The organism is Allobosea sp. NPDC055353 (assembly GCF_053644975.1).
Map to the genome: position 1 here is coordinate 862,193 of NZ_JBSHMC010000002.1, position 16,735 is coordinate 878,927.

The window sequence follows — 16,735 nt, forward strand, 5'->3', positions numbered from 1 at the left end:
CATGTCGGGCATGGACGGTCTCGCCTTCACCTTCCTCGGCACCGGCGCACCGCCTGTCAGCCTGCGCCGCGCCGGCCCCTCGCATCTCGTCGAGGCCGCTGGCCGCAAGCTGCTGATCGATTGTGGCTCCGGCGTCAGCCAGCGCCTGGTCGCCGCCGGCACGCGCGGCGCCGATATCGACGCCCTGATCGTCACTCACGAGCACTCCGACCACCTGGTCGATTTCTACCAGCTCGTGATCTCCTCCTGGCATCAGGGCCGCGCCAGGCCCTGGCGCGTGCTCGCTCCCGCGCCCGCCCTCGCCAATCTCCGCGCGCAATATGCCGCCTTCGAACGCGAGCGGTCTTTGCGCATCGCCTTCGAGAAGCGGCCGGACGCGACGGGGCTGGAGATCGCCTTCGAGGAATTGCGAGAAGGCTCGGTTTCAGGCTTCGGCGGCCTCTCCATCGAGGCTTTCCTGGTCGATCACCGCCCGGTCGAGCCGGCTTTCGGCCTGACCGTGTCGCATGGCGCAGCGCGCCTCGTCTTCTCCGGCGACACCTGCCTGACCCCTTCGCTGGAAACGCAAGCCGCTGGCTGCGACCTGCTGGTCTGCGAGGTCTTCATCGCCAGCCAGATGCCGGTCGTCGCGGGCGTCCGCTCGGCCGAGACCGTCGCGGCGGTCGAAAGCTACCACATGACGCCGGCTGTCGTGGCGGGGCTCGCGACGCGTGCCGGCGCGAAAGCGCTGGCGCTGACCCATCTGGTCCCGCCGAACGCTGACACCACCTCGCTCGCCCGCGAAGTGCGGGCAGCCGGCTATGCCGGCGCCTTGCTGGTCGGCGAAGATCTCATGCGCCTCGCCGTGCCGGAACGACTGCTGAGCTGGAACGGCGCGACGGTCGCCTACTAGCCCGCCCCAAAACGACCCGCCGTTACCCGATACCCCGGCCCTTCAGCGCCGTGCCGATCTCGCCCAGCACAGCAAGATCTTCGATCGTCGCCGGTACGGCATAATCCTCGCCATCGGCGATCTTCTTCATCGTCGCCCTGAGGATCTTGCCGGAGCGCGTCTTCGGCAGGCGGGCGACCGTCAGCGCCAGCTTGAACGCCGCCACCGGCCCGATCCGCTCGCGCACCAGCGCGACGAGTTCCTTCTCGACCTGCTCGGGCGTCACCGTCGCGCCGGCCTTCAGCACGACGAAGCCGCAGGGCTGCTCGCCCTTGAGCGCGTCGCGGATGCCGACCACCGCGCATTCCGCCACGGCCGGATGCGCCGCCAGCACCTCCTCCATGCCGCCGGTCGAGAGACGATGGCCCGCGACATTGATGATGTCGTCGGTGCGGCCCATGATGAAGACATAGCCGTCCGCGTCGATGAAGCCGGCATCCGAGGTGTTGTAGTACCCAGGATAGGTCGTGAGATAGGCCTCCCGGAATCGCGTATCGTCGTTCCACAATGTCGTCAGCGCGCCGGGCGGCAGCGGCAGCTTCAGCACGATCGCGCCCATCGTGCCGGGTTCGACCTGTCGCCCGCCCTCGTCGAGGCATTGCACGTCCCAGCCCGGCAGCGGCACGGTCGACGAGCCGTGCTTCACCGGCAGGAGGCCGAGGCCCAAGGGATCGCCGACGATCGGCGAGCCGCTCTCGGTCTGCCACCAATGGTCGATCACCGGCACCTGCAGCAGCGCTTCCGCCCATTTCAGCGTCTCGGGATCCGCCCGCTCGCCGGCAAGGAACAGCGCCCTGAAGCGCGACAGGTCGTGGCCGGCGAGGTGCTTGCCCTCCGGGTCCTCCTTGCGGATGGCACGGAAGGCGGTCGGCGCCGTGAACAGCACCTTGGCGCCGTGCTCGGCGATGACCCGCCAGAAGGCTCCGGGATCGGGCGTGCCGACCGGCTTGCCCTCATAGAGCACGCTGGTGGCGCCCTGGATCAGCGGCGCATAGACGATATAGCCGTGGCCGACGACCCAGCCGACATCGGAGGCGCAGAACATCACCTCGCCCGGCCCGACATCGAAGAGCTGGTCCATCGTCGCCTTGAGCACGACCATGTGCCCGCCATTGTCGCGGACCACGCCCTTGGGCCGGCCGGTCGTGCCGGAGGTGTAGAGGATGTAGAGCGGGTCCGTCGCCGCGACCTCGACGCAGTCCGCCTTGCGCCCGGCCGCCTTGGCCGCGGCAACCAGCGTGCGCCAGTTCTTGTCGCGGGTCACATGCATGGAGGCATCGGCCTGGGGTCGCTGCAGCACGACGCAGGCCTGCGGCTTGTGCCGGGCCATCTCGATAGCGCCATCGAGCAAGGGCTTGTACTCGACCACGCGCGTCGGCTCGATGCCGCAGGTCGCGGTCAGGATGACCGTGGGCTCGGCATCGTCGATGCGCGTCGCCAGCTCCTTGGCGGCAAAGCCGCCGAACACCACCGAGTGCACCGCGCCGATCCGGGCGCAGGCCAGCATCGCGAAGGCCGCTTCCGGCACCATCGGCATGTAGATGATGACGCGATCGCCCTTGCCGACGCCGAGATCCTCCAGGACGGCGGCGAGCGTCGCGACCTCCTCCAGCATCTCGGCATAGGTATAGCGCGTCTTCGTGCCGGTGACCGGGCTGTCATGGATCAGGGCGACCTGCTCGCCACGCCCGTCGCGGACATGCCGGTCGAGCGCGTTGAAGCAGGTGTTGCAGGTCGCGTCGGGGAACCAGTGGCCATAGATGCCGGCGGCCGGATCGAAGGCCTTCTCTGGCGGCTTGATCCAGTCGATCGCCCTGGCCATATCCAGCCAATAGGCGTCAGGATCGGTCCGCCAGCGAGCATAGGTCTCGTGATAGCCTTCGGAGCGGGCGGGCACCGCATGGGAGCCATTCATCGGAAGCGTTCCTCTGCGCCGGGTTTCATCCTAAAGCCCCGTGGCGAGCCGGCGATGGCGGGGCCAATTTTGCGCGGAATCCTGCGCTCTCCCCCTCCGCCAGCGCAAGCTTGCAGATTTTAGACTTTCGCCCATCCCATTCTGCAGCATTCGGCCCTGCGGCGCAGCGTCACCCCATGTCCCTCGACTTCGCCTTCTTCGCCGCCATGGTGCCGGCCGTCATCCTGATGGGATTGTCGAAGGGCGGCTTCTCGGGCCTCGGCCTGCTCTCGTTGCCGCTGATGGCGCTGGTCGTCTCGCCGGTGACGGCAGCCGCAATCATGCTGCCGCTCCTGATCGCGCAGGATGTCGTCACCGTCTGGTCCTATCGCCGCGAATTCGACCGCCGCAATCTCGCGACGCTGGCGCCGGGCGCGCTTCTGGGCATTCTCGCCGGCTACCTGCTGGCCGCGAAGGTTTCGGATGCGGCGGTCGGCCTCGCCGTCGGCGTGATCTCGATCGGCTTCGCGCTACGTCGCATGCTCGGCGACGGCAAGCGGGCGCCGGTGGTTAAACGGGCAAGCTGGGGGCCGGGTAGCTTCTGGGGCCTCCTCTGCGGCTTCACCAGCATGATCGCCCATGCCGGCGGCCCGCCCTTCCAGATCTACGTCATGCCACAGAAGTTGCCACCGGCCGTCTTCGTCGGCACCGGCGCGATCTTCTTCGCTGCGATGAACCTCGTGAAGCTCATTCCCTACATCGCGCTCGGCCAGTTCAGTTCGCAGAACCTCACCGCCTCGGCGGCGCTGTTGCCGGTCGCGGTCGCCGCGACCTTCGCCGGGGTCTGGCTGGTGCGACGGGTGCCGGCTGAACGCTTCTACGGGATCATCTACTGGCTCCTGCTGCTCGTCGGCTGCAAGCTCGTCTTCGACGGCCTGCGCGGCCTGCATCTTCTCGGCTGAGCCGCATCCGCGCGATTGCGCCGCATCGGAAAAAGGGATGGATTACGCAGGCAGGCGCCAACCGCTAAGGCTGCCAGTGCTTGCGAGGAAGGCTCCCGATGACCCGTTCGGCCTATGATACAGATCTCGACCGCAATCCGGCGAACTACCAGCCGCTGACGCCGCTCGCCTTCCTCGAGCGGGCAGCCTCGGTCTTCCCGGACCGCACCGCGATCATTCACGGACCTTTGCGCCGCTCCTATGCCGAATTCTATGCCCGCTCGCGCCGCCTCGCCTCGGCACTGGCAAAGCACGGCATCGGCAAGAACGACACGGTGGCGGCCATGCTGCCGAACACCCCGGCCATGCTCGAATGCCATTACGGGGTGCCGATGGCCGGCGCCGTCCTGAACACGCTGAACACCCGGCTCGACGCCGCGATCATCGCCTTCTCGCTCGACCATGGCGGCGCGAAGGTGCTGATCACCGACCGCGAATTCTCCAAGACGATCAAGGAAGCGCTTGCGCTCTGCAAGGCCAAGCCGATCGTCATCGACTATGACGATCCCGTCTATGACGGCCCCGGCGAGCGCCTGGGCCAGATCGAATACGAGGAGCTCATTGCCTCGGGCGATCCCGATTTCGACTGGCCGATGCCGTCGGACGAATGGGACGCGATCGCGCTGAACTACACCTCCGGCACCACCGGCGATCCCAAGGGCGTGGTCTATCACCATCGCGGCGCCAACCTGCTGGCGACCTCGAACGTCATCACCGGCAACATGGGCCGGCATCCGGTCTATCTCTGGACGCTGCCGATGTTCCACTGCAACGGCTGGTGCTTCCCCTGGACGATCTCGATCGTCGCCGGCACCCATGTCTGCCTGCGTCAGGTCCGCGCCAGAGCGATGTACGATGCCCTCGCCGACCATGGCGTCACCCATCTCTGCGGCGCGCCGATCGTGATGTCGGCTTTGCTCAACGCCACGCCTGAGGAGCGCCGCGACTTCCCGCAGACGGTCTCCTTCTTCACCGCTGCCGCCCCGCCGCCGGAAGCCGTGCTTGCCGGCATGAAGCAGGCCGGCTTCGAGGTGACGCATCTCTATGGGTTGACCGAGTGCTACGGCCCCTCCGTCGTCAACGACTGGAACGATGACTGGAACACGCTCTCGCCGGCCGAGCAGGCCGCCAAGAAGGCCCGCCAGGGCGTGCGCTACCCTGCGCTCGAAGGACTTGACGTGCTCGATCCCGAGACGATGCAGCCCGTCCCGCGCGACGGCCGGACGCTCGGCGAGGTGATGATGCGCGGCAATGTCGTGATGAAGGGCTATCTCGGCAATCGGAAAGCGACCGAGGCCGCCTTCACTGGGGGCTGGTTCCATACCGGCGATCTCGGCGTGCGCTACCCGGACGGCTACATCCAGCTCAAGGACCGCTCGAAGGACATCATCATCTCCGGCGGCGAGAACATCTCCTCGATCGAGGTCGAGGACGCGCTCTACAAGCACCCGGCCGTTCAGGCGGCAGCGGTGGTTGCCCGCCCCGACGAGAAATGGGGCGAGAGCCCTTGCGCCTTCATCGAACTGAAGCCGGGCAAGACCGTGACCGCGACCGAGATCATCGCCTGGTGCCGCGAGCATCTCGCCGCTTTCAAATGCCCGCGGACGATCGTCTTTGCCGAGGTGCCGAAGACCTCGACCGGCAAGATCCAGAAATTCCGCCTGCGCGAGATGGCACGGGCGCTGTAGGTTTCAGCCTGCCCAGCCGCAGCGCTCCGCAGCCGCCATGCTCGCCCTTGTGGCGAGCATCCACGTCTTGAACGCGAGCTTCGACCAGCGAAGACGTGGATGGTCGGGACAAGCCCGACCATGACGAGGAAAGACGGTAGCCCTCACGCACCGGCGCGATCGATCCGCCCGTTCGGCGTGAAGCGGTCGACGGCTTCCGGCAGGACCTGCGACAGCCGGTCCAGCAATTCGTCGCGCGACAGTCCTGTCCGGGTCGCGATCGCGTCGATCACCTGCGGGCCGAGCGCCTGTTCGAGATCATTGGGCGCAACCTGCTGGTTGGGTCCGTGCTGCACCCAGGAATCGACCTTCTCGCTCTGTCCCGCCTGCTTGAAGCGGTCGGCCAGTTCGCCGAGCCCGCCATTCAGCATGCCCCCGACACCGCCCGCCCCGAGCAATCCGCCGAGACCACCCAGAAGCCCGCCGCCATCGCCCTGCGGCGCGGCACCGGCCTGGCCCGGCTGCGGCACCGGCGCCTCGCCCGGTTCAGGCTGGCCGCGCCCGCCCAGCCATTCCGAGATCTTGTCGCGGTTCTGGTAGCCGGCGACGGCGAGGAGGCCCAGAAGGGCGGTCAGGGACGGGAATCCGCTGCTGCTGTTGTCGTCACTCACGGCAATCACTCCATGTGGGAGAAAATATCGGCTCGAGGTCGTATCGCGACAGCCGGAAGCCGATACGGGAACGGGTGGGTTCAGACAGCGCGATTGCGGCTGCTGATCATCCCCCAGACGGCCAGGACGATGATGGCACCGACGACGGCGCCGATCAGCCCGGCTCCCTCGCCTGGCGCGTACCAGCCGAGCGACTGGCCGAGCCAGGTCGCGACGAAGGCCCCGATAATGCCGAGGATCGTCGTCAGGATGAAGCCGGCCGGCTCGTTCGAGCCCGGCATGACGAACTTGGCGACGACGCCGGCAATGAAACCGATGATGATGGTCCAGATGATGCCCATGACAGTCTCCCCCGCGCGACGCGCGCCCGGCCTCAACTGGCCATCGCGCCAGATGTTCCCGCCAGCTTGCATCACCCCGAAACGGGCCATCCGGTTTTCGGGACCTGCCGAAGCAGCTTCGAAGTCCATTGTGTCATTCCGTTGACAGCTCTTGGAGCCGCCTACGAAAAACCGGCCCTTTCGGGCCGGTCCATCCGCATCTGTGTAGCACTCAAAGGGCCTGGCGGCCCGTAGGCTCAGTGCAAGGTTCGCTCCGGCATGGTCATCCGTACGCGTTCGATCTCATCCTTCAGTTGCAATTTCTTCCGCTTCAGCTCTGCGAGGCTGAGGTCACTCGAAGACGGGCTCGCCACAGCCTGGGAGATGGCGTCCTCGAGTTGACGGTGCTTGCGCTCGAGTTCCGCAAGACGGGTCTGCAACGACATCTGGATCCTCCTGATGAGCGGTTGACGTACCAATCTGGCATAGAGCCGGCTTCACGTCTTCCCCGCGCCGTCACACGGCATTCATGAGATTCTGTGATCGTGACCGGTCCGTTTCCGGAAAGCCGTGAATAGATGGCTTCCCCATGTCCATGCCGCCTCGCCCGCACTTGCAGGACGCCGGGCGGCACGCGCATAGTCGCTCCCGATCAAGGCGATGATGAGATGCCCATGGGATTCGAGCTCAGCCCGGAAGAGGTCGAGACCTTCACCTCCGAACTCGCGCGGCTGCGCGAGGAGCATCGCGATCTCGACAGCGCCATCGATGCGCTGGAGCGCGTCGGCTCGATCAATCAGGTCCAGGTCCAGCGCCTGAAGAAGCGCAAGCTCTACCTCAAGGACCGCATTTCCCAGATCGAGGACGCACTGACGCCCGACATCATTGCCTGAAGCCGCCCTTTCCGGCCGCCTCACGCCGATTCGCCCTTGCTTCCCCGGCATCGACCGGTCTAGATCGCGCGCTTCCGGAGCCGAGCCCGAGCGCATTCCATGGCAGCCAGCAGCCCACCCGTCGCCATCATCATGGGCAGCCAGTCCGACTGGGCGACGATGCGTCATGCCGCAGAGGCGCTCGACACGCTCGCCATCCCCTATGAGGCCCGCATCGTCTCGGCTCATCGCACGCCCGAGCGGCTCTTCGACTTCGCCAAGGGCGCGAAGGCCGAAGGCTTCAAGGTGGTCATCGCCGGTGCCGGCGGCGCGGCGCATCTGCCGGGCATGACGGCCTCGCTGACGCCACTGCCGGTTTTCGGCGTGCCCGTCGAATCCAAGGCCCTCTCGGGCCAGGACAGCCTGCTCTCGATCGTCCAGATGCCGGCCGGCATCCCGGTCGGCACGCTTGCCATCGGCCGCGCCGGCGCCGTCAACGCCGCCCTCCTTGCTGCAGCCGTGCTCGCCCTTTCCGATCAGGCGCTCGCCGAACGCCTCGATGCCTACCGCGCCCGCCAGAGCGCCGGCATCGCCGAGCGCCCCAGCCGGGACGACGCATGAATCCTCCCGTTCCCACCGGCCTTGCGCCTGGCGCCATGCTCGGCATCCTCGGCGGCGGCCAGCTCGCCCGGATGATGGCGCTCGCCGCCGCCGATCTCGGCATCCGCTGCCATATCTTCGCGCCCGAGACCGACAGCCCGGCCTTCGACGTGGCGGCGCGCCACACCGTCGCGGACTATGAGGACCAGGAGGCGCTCGCCCGCTTCGCCGATGCCGTCGACGTCGTCACCTACGAGTTCGAGAACGTACCCGCAGCGACCGCCGCCTTCCTTGGCGCGCGCGTGCCGCTCCATCCCGGCGCGCGGGCGCTTGCGGTGACCCAGGACCGGCTCAGCGAGAAGCGCTTCGTCTCCGGGCTCGGCCTTTCCGTCGCGCCGTTCCGGGCCGTCGATACGCTCGCTGATCTCGAAACCGCCGCCGCCGAACTCGGCCGCCCCTCGGTCCTGAAGACCCGCCGCTTCGGCTATGACGGCAAGGGCCAGGTCAAGATCGCGCCGGGCAGCGACCTCGCCCAGGCTCATGAGGCGATCGGGCGCTTTCCCGCGATCCTCGAAGGCTTCGTCTCCTTCGTGCGCGAGGTCTCGGTCGTCGCCGCGCGCGGGCTCGACGGCTCCTTCGCCGCCTTCGACGTCTGCGAGAACGAGCATCGCGACCACATCCTCGCCTATACCCGCGTGCCGGCGTCACTCTCGGAAGGCGCCGCGCTGCAGGCGATCGATGCCGCCCGCCGTATCGGCGAGGCGCTCGGCTATGTCGGCGTCTTCGCCGTGGAACTGTTCGTGCTCGAGGCCGAGGGCGACCTCGGCGAGCGCGTCGTCGTCAACGAGATCGCCCCGCGCGTCCATAATTCCGGGCATTGGACCAGCGAGGGCGCCCAGACCTCGCAGTTCCACCAGCATGTCCGGGCCGTCTGCGGGTTCCCGCTCGGCGCCACCACCCGGCGCGGCCGCGTCGAGATGGAAAACCTGATCGGCGCGAGCGCGCTGCGCTGGCGCGAGCTGCTGGCCGAGCCCGGCGCGCATCTGCATCTCTACGGCAAGCGCGACGCCCGTCCGGGCCGCAAGATGGGCCATGTCACACGGGTCACGGACGAGCGCGCCTGAGCGCCCGGCCGAAGCCGATTCCCGAACGGCATCCGGCCCCGCATTTTCAGGGGATAGTGGCGTGGACAGCCGAATTGAATTCTGCTATCGGCACCCATCCTCGCGCGGTGGGCTCTGCCTTACCGCCGGCCTCCATTCTTGGATCAACCCGTTAAGGACGGACGTTTCACGTGCAGGTTCTCGTTCGCGACAACAATGTCGATCAGGCGCTCCGCGCCCTCAAGAAGAAGATGCAGCGCGAGGGCATCTTCCGTGAGATGAAGCTTCGTGGCCACTACGAGAAGCCTTCCGAGAAGCGCGCTCGCGAAGAGGCCGAGGCCGTGCGCCGCGCCCGCAAGCTCCAGCGCAAGAAGCTCCAGCGCGAAGGCCTCCTGCCCGCGCCGGCGAAGCCCAAGCGCCCCTGAGACCTTCTGGCCGCCCTTTTTGGGCGGCGCCATGACAGGGCCGATAGCGATTGCGCCTGGAGCTTGCTCCGGGCGCGTTGTTATTTGAGCGACGTTAACCAAGTTTTGGCGGATTTCGGGCGTCTTCTCCGAGAGGGCGCTGCCGGCCAGGGAGCGCGACCACGCCGCGACGGCTTGCACCGGACCGAAAAGTGAAATCCGCTTTTCGAGCAAATCCGGTGCTGGAACAATGAGCCGGTTCGTCACTTTGCGCCCGGCAGGACGCATGGCGATCCGGAAGCCGGGCATCCTCCGGAACGAGGGCATCGCGGCAAGCGAAGCACGAAAACCGATGAGGCAGAGCATGATCCGAAGCAATTACTGGTTGGCCGCAGCCGGCATGGCGCTGGTCCTGGCGGGTTGCGACACCGTCTCCAATCTCGGTTCACAGCCCGCCGTCGCAGAGCTCGACACGCGCGACGCCGCCGACGCCAGCGTCAATATCGGCTCGCTGAGCGAGGTCATCTCGCGCAATCCGAACGACCCTGGCGCCTACAACACCCGCGGCGCGGCCTATGCCCGCGTCGGCCGCTTCTCGGATGCGATCTCGGACTTCACCAAGGCCGTGCAGATCGATCCAAACCTCGCTTCCGCCTATACGAATCGCGGCCTCGCGCTGCGCCAGAGCGGCCGCGCCGATTCGGCGCTCGCCGATTTCAACCGCGCCACCACCGCCAATGCGAATTATGCGCCGGCCTATATCGCCCGCGCCAACCTGCTGCGCGCGCAGGGCAACAGCCAGCAGGCGCTGGCCGATCTCAACACCGCGATCCGGCTCAATCCCGAATCGGCGGAAGCCTTCCATGCCCGCGGCCTCGTCTACCAGAAGGAAGGCCAACACCAGCATGCCGTCACTGATTTCGACTCGGTGATCGACCGCAATCCCTACACCGCCCCGCCCTATATCGCGCGCGGACAGAGCCTGAACGCACTCGGCAAGTACGATTCGGCGCTGGAGGACTTCACGGCCGCCCTCAACGTCGACAACCGCAATGCCAATGCCTGGGCCGGCCGCGGTTTCGCCTTCGAGAAGCTCGGCAAGAAGGCCGAAGCCTCCGAAGCCTATCAGCGCGCGCTGTCCATCGACGGCAACAATGCCCAGGCCCGCGCCGGCTCCTCGCGCCTCGGCGGCGGTGGCGGCGGCTTCTTCCGGAGCTGACGGAGCATCGGGCGCACATCAGGGCCGCGCGCCGACTCCCTCCCCGATCATGCGGCTTTCCGCCCCGCCGACGCCGCCTGAGACGGCATCGGCCAGGAAACGCCTGATCTCGCCGATCGATCCGTAGCGCGGCAGATCGGCGTGCCGCCCCGCGGTAAAGCCCAGGAAGCGCTTGGGTTCGTTCGCAAGCGCGTAAAGCTGCCGGCCCTGCGCGAAGGGAATGACCTGGTCGCGCTCGCCATGCAGCACGAGCAGCGGCGCCCGGACCCGGGCGATGATCTCATCCGAGCGGAACTGGTCCTTCATCACCAGGCTGAGCGGCAGATAGGGATACAGACCCTGCGCCACAGCCAGCGTCGAACGATAGGGCGCCTCCAGCACCACGGCCTGGAGCGGCACCTCTGCCGCAAGCTTCAGCACCACGCCGGTGCCCAGCGACTCGCCGTACCCGGCCAGCCTGCCGGCTCCGAACCGCGCCGCGGCAGCGCCATAGGCCCCCCGCGCGTCCTGCAGCAGCCCCTCTTCGCTCGGAGTGCCGGAGGAGCCGCCATAGCCGCGATAGCTGATCGCGAACAGGCCCGTGCCGTCCTCCGTGAGCCCCCGGAAGCGTTCGACCCGCCCGGCACGCCCGAGATTGCCGGCATTGCCGTGGAAATAGAGCAGGACCGGCTTGCCGGCGCGCGGCGGCACCACCCAGGCGACGAGCTTCTCGCCATCGGCCGTAGCCACGCTGACTTCCTCGGCGGCGGCCAGCCGGGCCGCACCGATATCCGCCTTCGCCGGATCGCGCGGATACATCATCTCGCGCTGGCGCAGATAGAGCATGCCCAGCCCGGCGAAGTAGCCCGCCAGCCCCAGCAACAGCAGCAGTTTCAGCAGACGCCGGATCATCGCGCGATGCAGGTTCCGGAAACGAAAGGGCCGGCGATCAAGCCGGCCCTTTGCAGCAATCCGATGACGGCTCGGCGCGTCAGTGCGCCATCGCCTTGACGATGGCGTCGGTGACCTTCTTGGCGTCGCCGAACAGCATCATGGTGTTGGGGCGGAAGAACAGCTCGTTCTCGACGCCGGCATAGCCCGCCGCCATGCCGCGCTTGATGAAGAGCACGGTCTTGGCCTTCTCGACATCGAGGATCGGCATGCCGTAGATCGGCGAGGACTTGTCGGTCTTGGCGGCCGGGTTGGTGACGTCGTTGGCGCCGATGACGAAGGCGACGTCGGCCTGGCCGAATTCCGAGTTGATGTCCTCGAGCTCGAAAACCTCGTCATAGGGCACGTTGGCCTCGGCCAGCAGCACGTTCATATGGCCGGGCATGCGGCCCGCCACCGGGTGGATGGCGTATTTGACCTCGACTCCTTCCTTCTTGAGCAGGTCGGCCATCTCGCGCAGCGTGTGCTGCGCCTGTGCCACCGCCATGCCGTAGCCGGGCACGATGATGACCTTGCCGGCATTCTTCATGATGTAGGCGGCGTCGTCGGGCGAACCCTGCTTGACCGGCCGGGCCTCGACCGCGCCGCCGGCGCCGGCCGCAGCGTCATCGCCGCCGAAGCCGCCGAGGATGACGGAGACGAAGCTCCGGTTCATCGCCTTGCACATGATGTAGGACAGGATCGCGCCGGACGAGCCGACCAGCGCGCCGGTGATGATCAGCGCCATGTTGCCGAGCGTGAAGCCGATGCCGGCGGCGGCCCAGCCGGAATAGGAGTTCAGCATCGAGACGACGACCGGCATGTCGGCGCCGCCGATCGGGATGATCAGCAGCACGCCGAGCACCAGCGAGACCGCGACGATCAGCCAGAAGACGGTGTGGCTCTCGCTCTTGATGAAGATCGCCAGCAGCACCACGAGCGCGATGCCGAGCCCGATATTGATGCCATGGCGCTGCGGCAGCATGATCGGCTTGCCGCTCATCCGCCCATCGAGCTTGAGGAAGGCGATGATCGAGCCGGTGAAGGTGACCGCGCCGATCGCGACGCCGAGCGCCATCTCGAACAGGCTCGCGCCCTTGATCGAGCCGGCATGGCCGATGCCGAAGGCCTCCGGCGCATAGAGCGCCGCCGCCGCCACCAGCACCGCGGCAAGACCGACCAGCGAGTGGAAGAAGGCGACGAGCTGCGGCATCTGCGTCATCTGCACGCGCTTGGCCATGACCGCGCCGATACCGCCGCCGATGGCGATGCCGATGATGACGAGCAGCCAGCCCGAGAAGCCCGACGGCGGGAAGAACACCACGGTCGTGACGATGGCGATCGCCATGCCGATCATGCCGTAGCGGTTGCCCTGTCGCGAGGTCGTCGGATGCGACAGGCCGCGCAGGGCCATGATGAAGAGGACGCCGGAGACGACGTAGAGCAGGGCTGAGAGGTTCGCGGCCATGGCGATCAGCCCTTCTTCTTGTACATCGCGAGCATCCGCTCGGTGACGAGGAAGCCGCCGAAGATATTCACCGAGGCGAGGACCAGCGCGAGGAAGCCGAAGACCTTGGCCCAGATCGGCCCGTCACCGAGCGTCGGCAGGGTCTCGACGCCGACCGCCAGCAAGGCGCCGACGACGATGACGGACGAGATCGCGTTGGTGACCGACATCAGCGGCGTGTGCAGCGCCGGCGTCACCGACCAGACGACGTAGTAGCCGACGAAGACTGCGAGGACGAAGATCGCGAGGCGGTAGACCGTCGGGTCGACGCCGCCGGTCGCGATGCTGGCTGCGGCCGCGGCCTGGTCGGCGTAGCGCTCGGCGAGCTCGGCCGCCTGTTTGGCAAGGGCCGCCGCGTTGCGGGCCTGTTCGAGAGCCTGTTCGGTGGAGGGAGTTGCCATGGTCGGAATTCCTTCGCTCAGGCCTTGGCTGCGAAATTCGGGTGGATGACGGCGCCGTCCTTGGTCAAGGCGGTCGCCTTGACCAGCTCGTCGTCCCAGTTCACCGCGAGCTTCTTCTCGGCCTTGTCGATCAGTGTCTCGACGAAGGCGAAGAGGTTCTTGGCGTAGAGCGAGGAGGAGGTCGCGGGCAGGCGGCCGGGCACGTTGAGATGCCCGACGATCTTGACGCCGTTCCCGGTGGTCACAACCTCGCCCGGGTTGGCCAGCTCGCAATTGCCGCCGCGCTCGACCGCGAGATCGACGATCACGGAGCCGGGCTTCATGCTCTCGACCATCGCGGCCGAGATCAGCTTCGGCGCAGGCCGCCCCGGGATCAGCGCGGTGGTGATGACGATGTCCTGCTTGGCGATATGGCTGGCGGTGAGTTCGGCCTGCTTCGCCTGGTATTCCGCGGACATCTCCTTGGCGTAGCCGCCGGCGGTCTGCGCCTGCTTGAACTCCTCGTCCTCGACGGCGAGGAATTTGGCGCCGAGCGATTCGACCTGTTCCTTGGTGGCGGGGCGCACGTCGGTCGCGGTGACGATCGCACCGAGGCGCCGCGCGGTCGCGATCGCCTGCAGGCCGGCGACGCCGACGCCCATCACGAAGATCTTCGCAGCCGGCACGGTGCCCGCCGCCGTCATCATCATCGGCAGCGCCCGGCCGTATTCGGCGGCACCGTCGATCACGGCGCGATAGCCCGCGAGATTAGCCTGCGAGGACAGCACGTCCATCACCTGCGCACGGGTGATGCGCGGCATGAACTCCATGGCGAAGGCGGCGACATTGGCCTTGGCCAGCGCGGCGACCTGCGCCTCGTTGCCATAGGGGTCCATCGTCGCGACGACGAGCGCACCAGCCGGCAGGCCGGCGATCTCGCTCTCGGACGGACGCCGCACCTTCAGCACGATAGCTGCGCCGGCCAGCGCTTCCGCTGCCGTTTTCGCGATCGTCGCCCCTGCTGCCTCATAGTCCGCATCGAGGATGCCGGAGGCTTTGCCCGCCCCGGTCTCGACCACGACCTCGGCACCGAGGCCGTTGAACTTGCGGACGGTCTCCGGCGTCGCTGCGACGCGGGTTTCCGCCCCTTGCGTTTCGGCTGGGACAGCAATGCGCATGGCGGGGAAAGGCCTTTCCGGCGTTATGGGGAGACGGTCAGAGCAGGACGAGCGCGAGCAGCATCAGCACGAGCGAGACGAGAGGCGCGCGCCAGGAGATCGACGGGGCGGCGATGCCGACGCCCGTTCCGATGACAGCAAGAAGCGTGCCGATCAGTGCCGTGCCCCAGGCATGCTTGGTGCCGCCGACGGCGAGCGCCGCGACGATGGCGAGCGAGGCGACGGTCGCCACCTCGGCGAAATGCACGAAGCCGGCATAAGTCCGCTCATGCTCGGGATAGTCCATCGCGGGGGCGTCGGCGTGATGGGCGTGGTCGGCCATGGTCTCGATCCTGAAAAAGACACAGTCTCTTTAAGCCTGTAGCGCACCCGCGGCGGACGGGCAACGCGGCAGCTTGCTGCAACCGTGGAGCATGCGGTCACAACCTTGCACGACCATTCTCTAGCGGACGGCGCGGAGCAATTCAATCGATTTAAATAGGGAATTATTCTCGTTATCGGCCGGTTTTGAGAACGATTACGTCACTCGGCAGCAGCCGGGAGCATGGCATCGCAGCCCGTCGGATCGGAGCGACGGTATCGGCGTCCCCTGTTTCACGGAGGCGGAGGGCGACTGAGCGCCTTATGCCGCCGGCTTCAACCCCGCAGCCGTCAGCGCCGCCCCCTGTTGCGCCGCGACGCGCTCGACCGAAAATCCCTCGATCTCCGCCTCGAACAACCGGTGGAAATTCAGCTCGGCGTCGAGATGCAGGAAGACGCCGCCGAGCCCGATCGCGGCGCGGTCCATGAAGACGAATTCGCGCGGCACCGTCACCGGCCCGCGCGCCTTCAGAGCCTGATGCATCTGGAAAGCCTGCTTGCGCCCGTATTCGGCCGGGCTGACATCCTCGGCGATGCGCCTGATCCGGTCCTCCAGCAGCGGCCCATAGATGAAGCGCGCCCAGATGTTCAGGGTGTCGACGAGATCTTTCGTCAGTCCCTTGAAGCCCCAGGTCTCATAGGCGTGGACGACGCGGGCCTCCTCGCCGTCGCGCAGGCCCTTGTAGAGATCGACGACGCCGCCGACGAAGCTCTGCGGGAAGATGCGGATGCAGCCATAGTCGAGCAGGTTGATTCCCTGCGGCTCGCCGCCCTCCGAGAACACGGTGTAGTTCCCGAGATGCGGATCGCCATGGATGACGCCGTGATGGCTGAACGGGCGCCACCAGGCCGTGAACATCGCGGTCGAAATCCGGTCGCGCACCGCCTGCCCGTCCTGCTTGTGCGAGAGGATCGGGCTGCCTTCGAGCCAGTGCATGGTGAGAAGCCGCCCGGTCGAGAGCCCGGCCTCGACAGCCGGCACGCGGACCTGCGGGGTGTCGGCGAGGATGGCCTGATAGAGCGCGGCATGCCTGGCCTCGCGCCGGTAGTCGAGCTCCTCGCGGACGCGGGCGCCGATTTCCTTGGCGATCTCGGTGGTGTCGATCACCGCGCCCATGCGCCGATGCAGCGAGAACAGCACCTCGAGCTGCGCGATATCGGCTTCGACAGCCGATTCCATGTCGGGATATTGCAGCTTGCAGGCAAGCGCCGCGCCATCCAGCGTCGTCGCGCGATGGACCTGCCCCAGCGACGCCGCCGCCGCCGGCTTCAGGTCGAACTCCCCGAAGCGCTCGCGCCAGCTCGCGCCGAGTTCAGCCATCATCCGGCGCTTGACGAAGGCCGCGCCCATCGGCGGCGCCTGCGATTGCAGCTTCTGCAGTTCGGCGGCGTATTCCGGTGGCACCACATCGGGAATGGTGGCGACGAGCTGTGCCACCTTCATGATCGGGCCCTTCAGCCCGCCCAGCGCCTTGGCCAGCGCCTCGGCATTGGAGGCGTCGCGCCCCTCGACCCCGAACAGCCTGGCGCCGGCCATCCGGGCCGCCACTCCGCCGACATTGGCGCCGACGCGGGCATAACGCGCGGCGCGGGCGGAGAATCGGTTGGCTTCGGCGTCGCGTTCGGACATGCGTATCGCGCTTTCGCTGTTCCTGTCCTCGTCATGTAGGCAGCGTCAGGCCGCACGCCAATGCGACAAGCCGCGCCAGGCACTTCCTT

Annotated in this window: 18 protein-coding genes; 8 read left to right on the top strand and 10 right to left on the bottom strand. The window is 67.2% G+C overall.

Annotated elements, in window-relative coordinates; translation table 11 throughout:
- Position 1 precedes the first annotated feature (1 nt).
- Complete coding sequence (locus ACWIEX_RS17495) at positions 2-892, top strand: MBL fold metallo-hydrolase (protein ID WP_454034258.1); 891 nt, start codon at positions 2-4, stop codon at positions 890-892.
- Between the two features lie 22 nt (positions 893-914).
- Here the strand turns inward: ACWIEX_RS17495 and ACWIEX_RS17500 are convergent, their stop codons facing one another.
- The gene (locus tag ACWIEX_RS17500) at positions 915-2,846 is read right to left on the bottom strand and encodes a propionyl-CoA synthetase (RefSeq protein WP_454034259.1); all 1,932 of its coding nucleotides are present in this window, start codon (positions 2,844-2,846) and stop codon (positions 915-917) included.
- 176 nt (positions 2,847-3,022) lie between these two features.
- On the opposite strand from ACWIEX_RS17500, the gene ACWIEX_RS17505 reads away from it, so the two are divergent.
- Together ACWIEX_RS17505 and ACWIEX_RS17510 are read left to right on the top strand one after the other, a co-directional pair.
- Complete coding sequence (locus tag ACWIEX_RS17505) at positions 3,023-3,787, top strand: sulfite exporter TauE/SafE family protein (RefSeq protein WP_454034260.1); 765 nt, start codon at positions 3,023-3,025, stop codon at positions 3,785-3,787.
- A 98-nt stretch (positions 3,788-3,885) separates the two neighbouring features.
- Positions 3,886-5,514, top strand: coding sequence for an acyl-CoA synthetase (locus ACWIEX_RS17510; protein WP_454034261.1), 1,629 nt, complete (start codon positions 3,886-3,888; stop codon positions 5,512-5,514).
- 143 nt (positions 5,515-5,657) lie between these two features.
- On the opposite strand, the gene ACWIEX_RS17515 is transcribed toward ACWIEX_RS17510, so the two are convergent.
- From ACWIEX_RS17515 to ACWIEX_RS17525, 3 genes are all read right to left on the bottom strand, one after another.
- Positions 5,658-6,164, bottom strand: a complete 507-nt coding sequence (locus ACWIEX_RS17515) for a YidB family protein (protein WP_454034262.1) — start codon at positions 6,162-6,164, stop codon at positions 5,658-5,660.
- An 80-nt stretch (positions 6,165-6,244) separates the two neighbouring features.
- A complete protein-coding gene (locus ACWIEX_RS17520) occupies positions 6,245-6,505 on the bottom strand; it encodes a GlsB/YeaQ/YmgE family stress response membrane protein (protein ID WP_454034263.1) in 261 nt (86 codons plus the stop codon).
- A gap of 236 nt (positions 6,506-6,741) precedes the next feature.
- Positions 6,742-6,930 carry a YdcH family protein gene (locus ACWIEX_RS17525; protein WP_061970298.1) on the bottom strand — a complete coding sequence of 63 codons (189 nt, stop codon included), beginning with the start codon at positions 6,928-6,930 and terminating at the stop codon, positions 6,742-6,744.
- 228 nt (positions 6,931-7,158) lie between these two features.
- Here ACWIEX_RS17525 and ACWIEX_RS17530 point away from each other — a divergent pair, with 228 nt between their 5' ends.
- From ACWIEX_RS17530 to ACWIEX_RS17550, 5 genes are all read left to right on the top strand, one after another.
- The gene (locus ACWIEX_RS17530) at positions 7,159-7,377 is read left to right on the top strand and encodes a YdcH family protein (protein ID WP_047580734.1); all 219 of its coding nucleotides are present in this window, start codon (positions 7,159-7,161) and stop codon (positions 7,375-7,377) included.
- A 99-nt stretch (positions 7,378-7,476) separates the two neighbouring features.
- Complete coding sequence (gene purE / locus ACWIEX_RS17535) at positions 7,477-7,977, top strand: 5-(carboxyamino)imidazole ribonucleotide mutase (protein WP_454034264.1); 501 nt, start codon at positions 7,477-7,479, stop codon at positions 7,975-7,977.
- Positions 7,974-9,080, top strand: coding sequence for a 5-(carboxyamino)imidazole ribonucleotide synthase (locus ACWIEX_RS17540; RefSeq protein ID WP_454034265.1), 1,107 nt, complete (start codon positions 7,974-7,976; stop codon positions 9,078-9,080). Before purE ends, ACWIEX_RS17540 begins: the two co-directional genes overlap by 4 nt.
- Positions 9,081-9,250: 170 nt before the next feature.
- Positions 9,251-9,484, top strand: coding sequence for a 30S ribosomal protein S21 (gene rpsU / locus ACWIEX_RS17545; protein WP_454034266.1), 234 nt, complete (start codon positions 9,251-9,253; stop codon positions 9,482-9,484).
- A 343-nt stretch (positions 9,485-9,827) separates the two neighbouring features.
- Positions 9,828-10,682 carry a tetratricopeptide repeat protein gene (locus ACWIEX_RS17550; RefSeq protein WP_454034267.1) on the top strand — a complete coding sequence of 285 codons (855 nt, stop codon included), beginning with the start codon at positions 9,828-9,830 and terminating at the stop codon, positions 10,680-10,682.
- An 18-nt stretch (positions 10,683-10,700) separates the two neighbouring features.
- Here the strand turns inward: ACWIEX_RS17550 and ACWIEX_RS17555 are convergent, their stop codons facing one another.
- From ACWIEX_RS17555 to ACWIEX_RS17580, 6 genes are all read right to left on the bottom strand, one after another.
- The gene (locus ACWIEX_RS17555) at positions 10,701-11,573 is read right to left on the bottom strand and encodes an alpha/beta hydrolase (RefSeq protein WP_454034268.1); all 873 of its coding nucleotides are present in this window, start codon (positions 11,571-11,573) and stop codon (positions 10,701-10,703) included.
- 79 nt (positions 11,574-11,652) lie between these two features.
- On the bottom strand, positions 11,653-13,059 hold the full coding sequence (locus ACWIEX_RS17560; RefSeq protein ID WP_454034269.1) for an NAD(P)(+) transhydrogenase (Re/Si-specific) subunit beta: 1,407 nt from the start codon (positions 13,057-13,059) through the stop codon (positions 11,653-11,655).
- A 5-nt stretch (positions 13,060-13,064) separates the two neighbouring features.
- Complete coding sequence (locus tag ACWIEX_RS17565) at positions 13,065-13,499, bottom strand: NAD(P) transhydrogenase subunit alpha part 2 (RefSeq protein WP_061969903.1); 435 nt, start codon at positions 13,497-13,499, stop codon at positions 13,065-13,067.
- 17 nt (positions 13,500-13,516) lie between these two features.
- Complete coding sequence (locus ACWIEX_RS17570) at positions 13,517-14,656, bottom strand: Re/Si-specific NAD(P)(+) transhydrogenase subunit alpha (RefSeq protein WP_454034270.1); 1,140 nt, start codon at positions 14,654-14,656, stop codon at positions 13,517-13,519.
- 37 nt (positions 14,657-14,693) lie between these two features.
- Entirely contained in the window at positions 14,694-14,978 is a 285-nt protein-coding gene (locus tag ACWIEX_RS17575) for an aa3-type cytochrome c oxidase subunit IV (protein ID WP_454034271.1), read from the bottom strand.
- A 300-nt stretch (positions 14,979-15,278) separates the two neighbouring features.
- Entirely contained in the window at positions 15,279-16,646 is a 1,368-nt protein-coding gene (locus ACWIEX_RS17580; RefSeq protein ID WP_454034272.1) for an ABC1 kinase family protein, read from the bottom strand.
- Between the last annotated feature and the right edge of the window lie 89 nt (positions 16,647-16,735).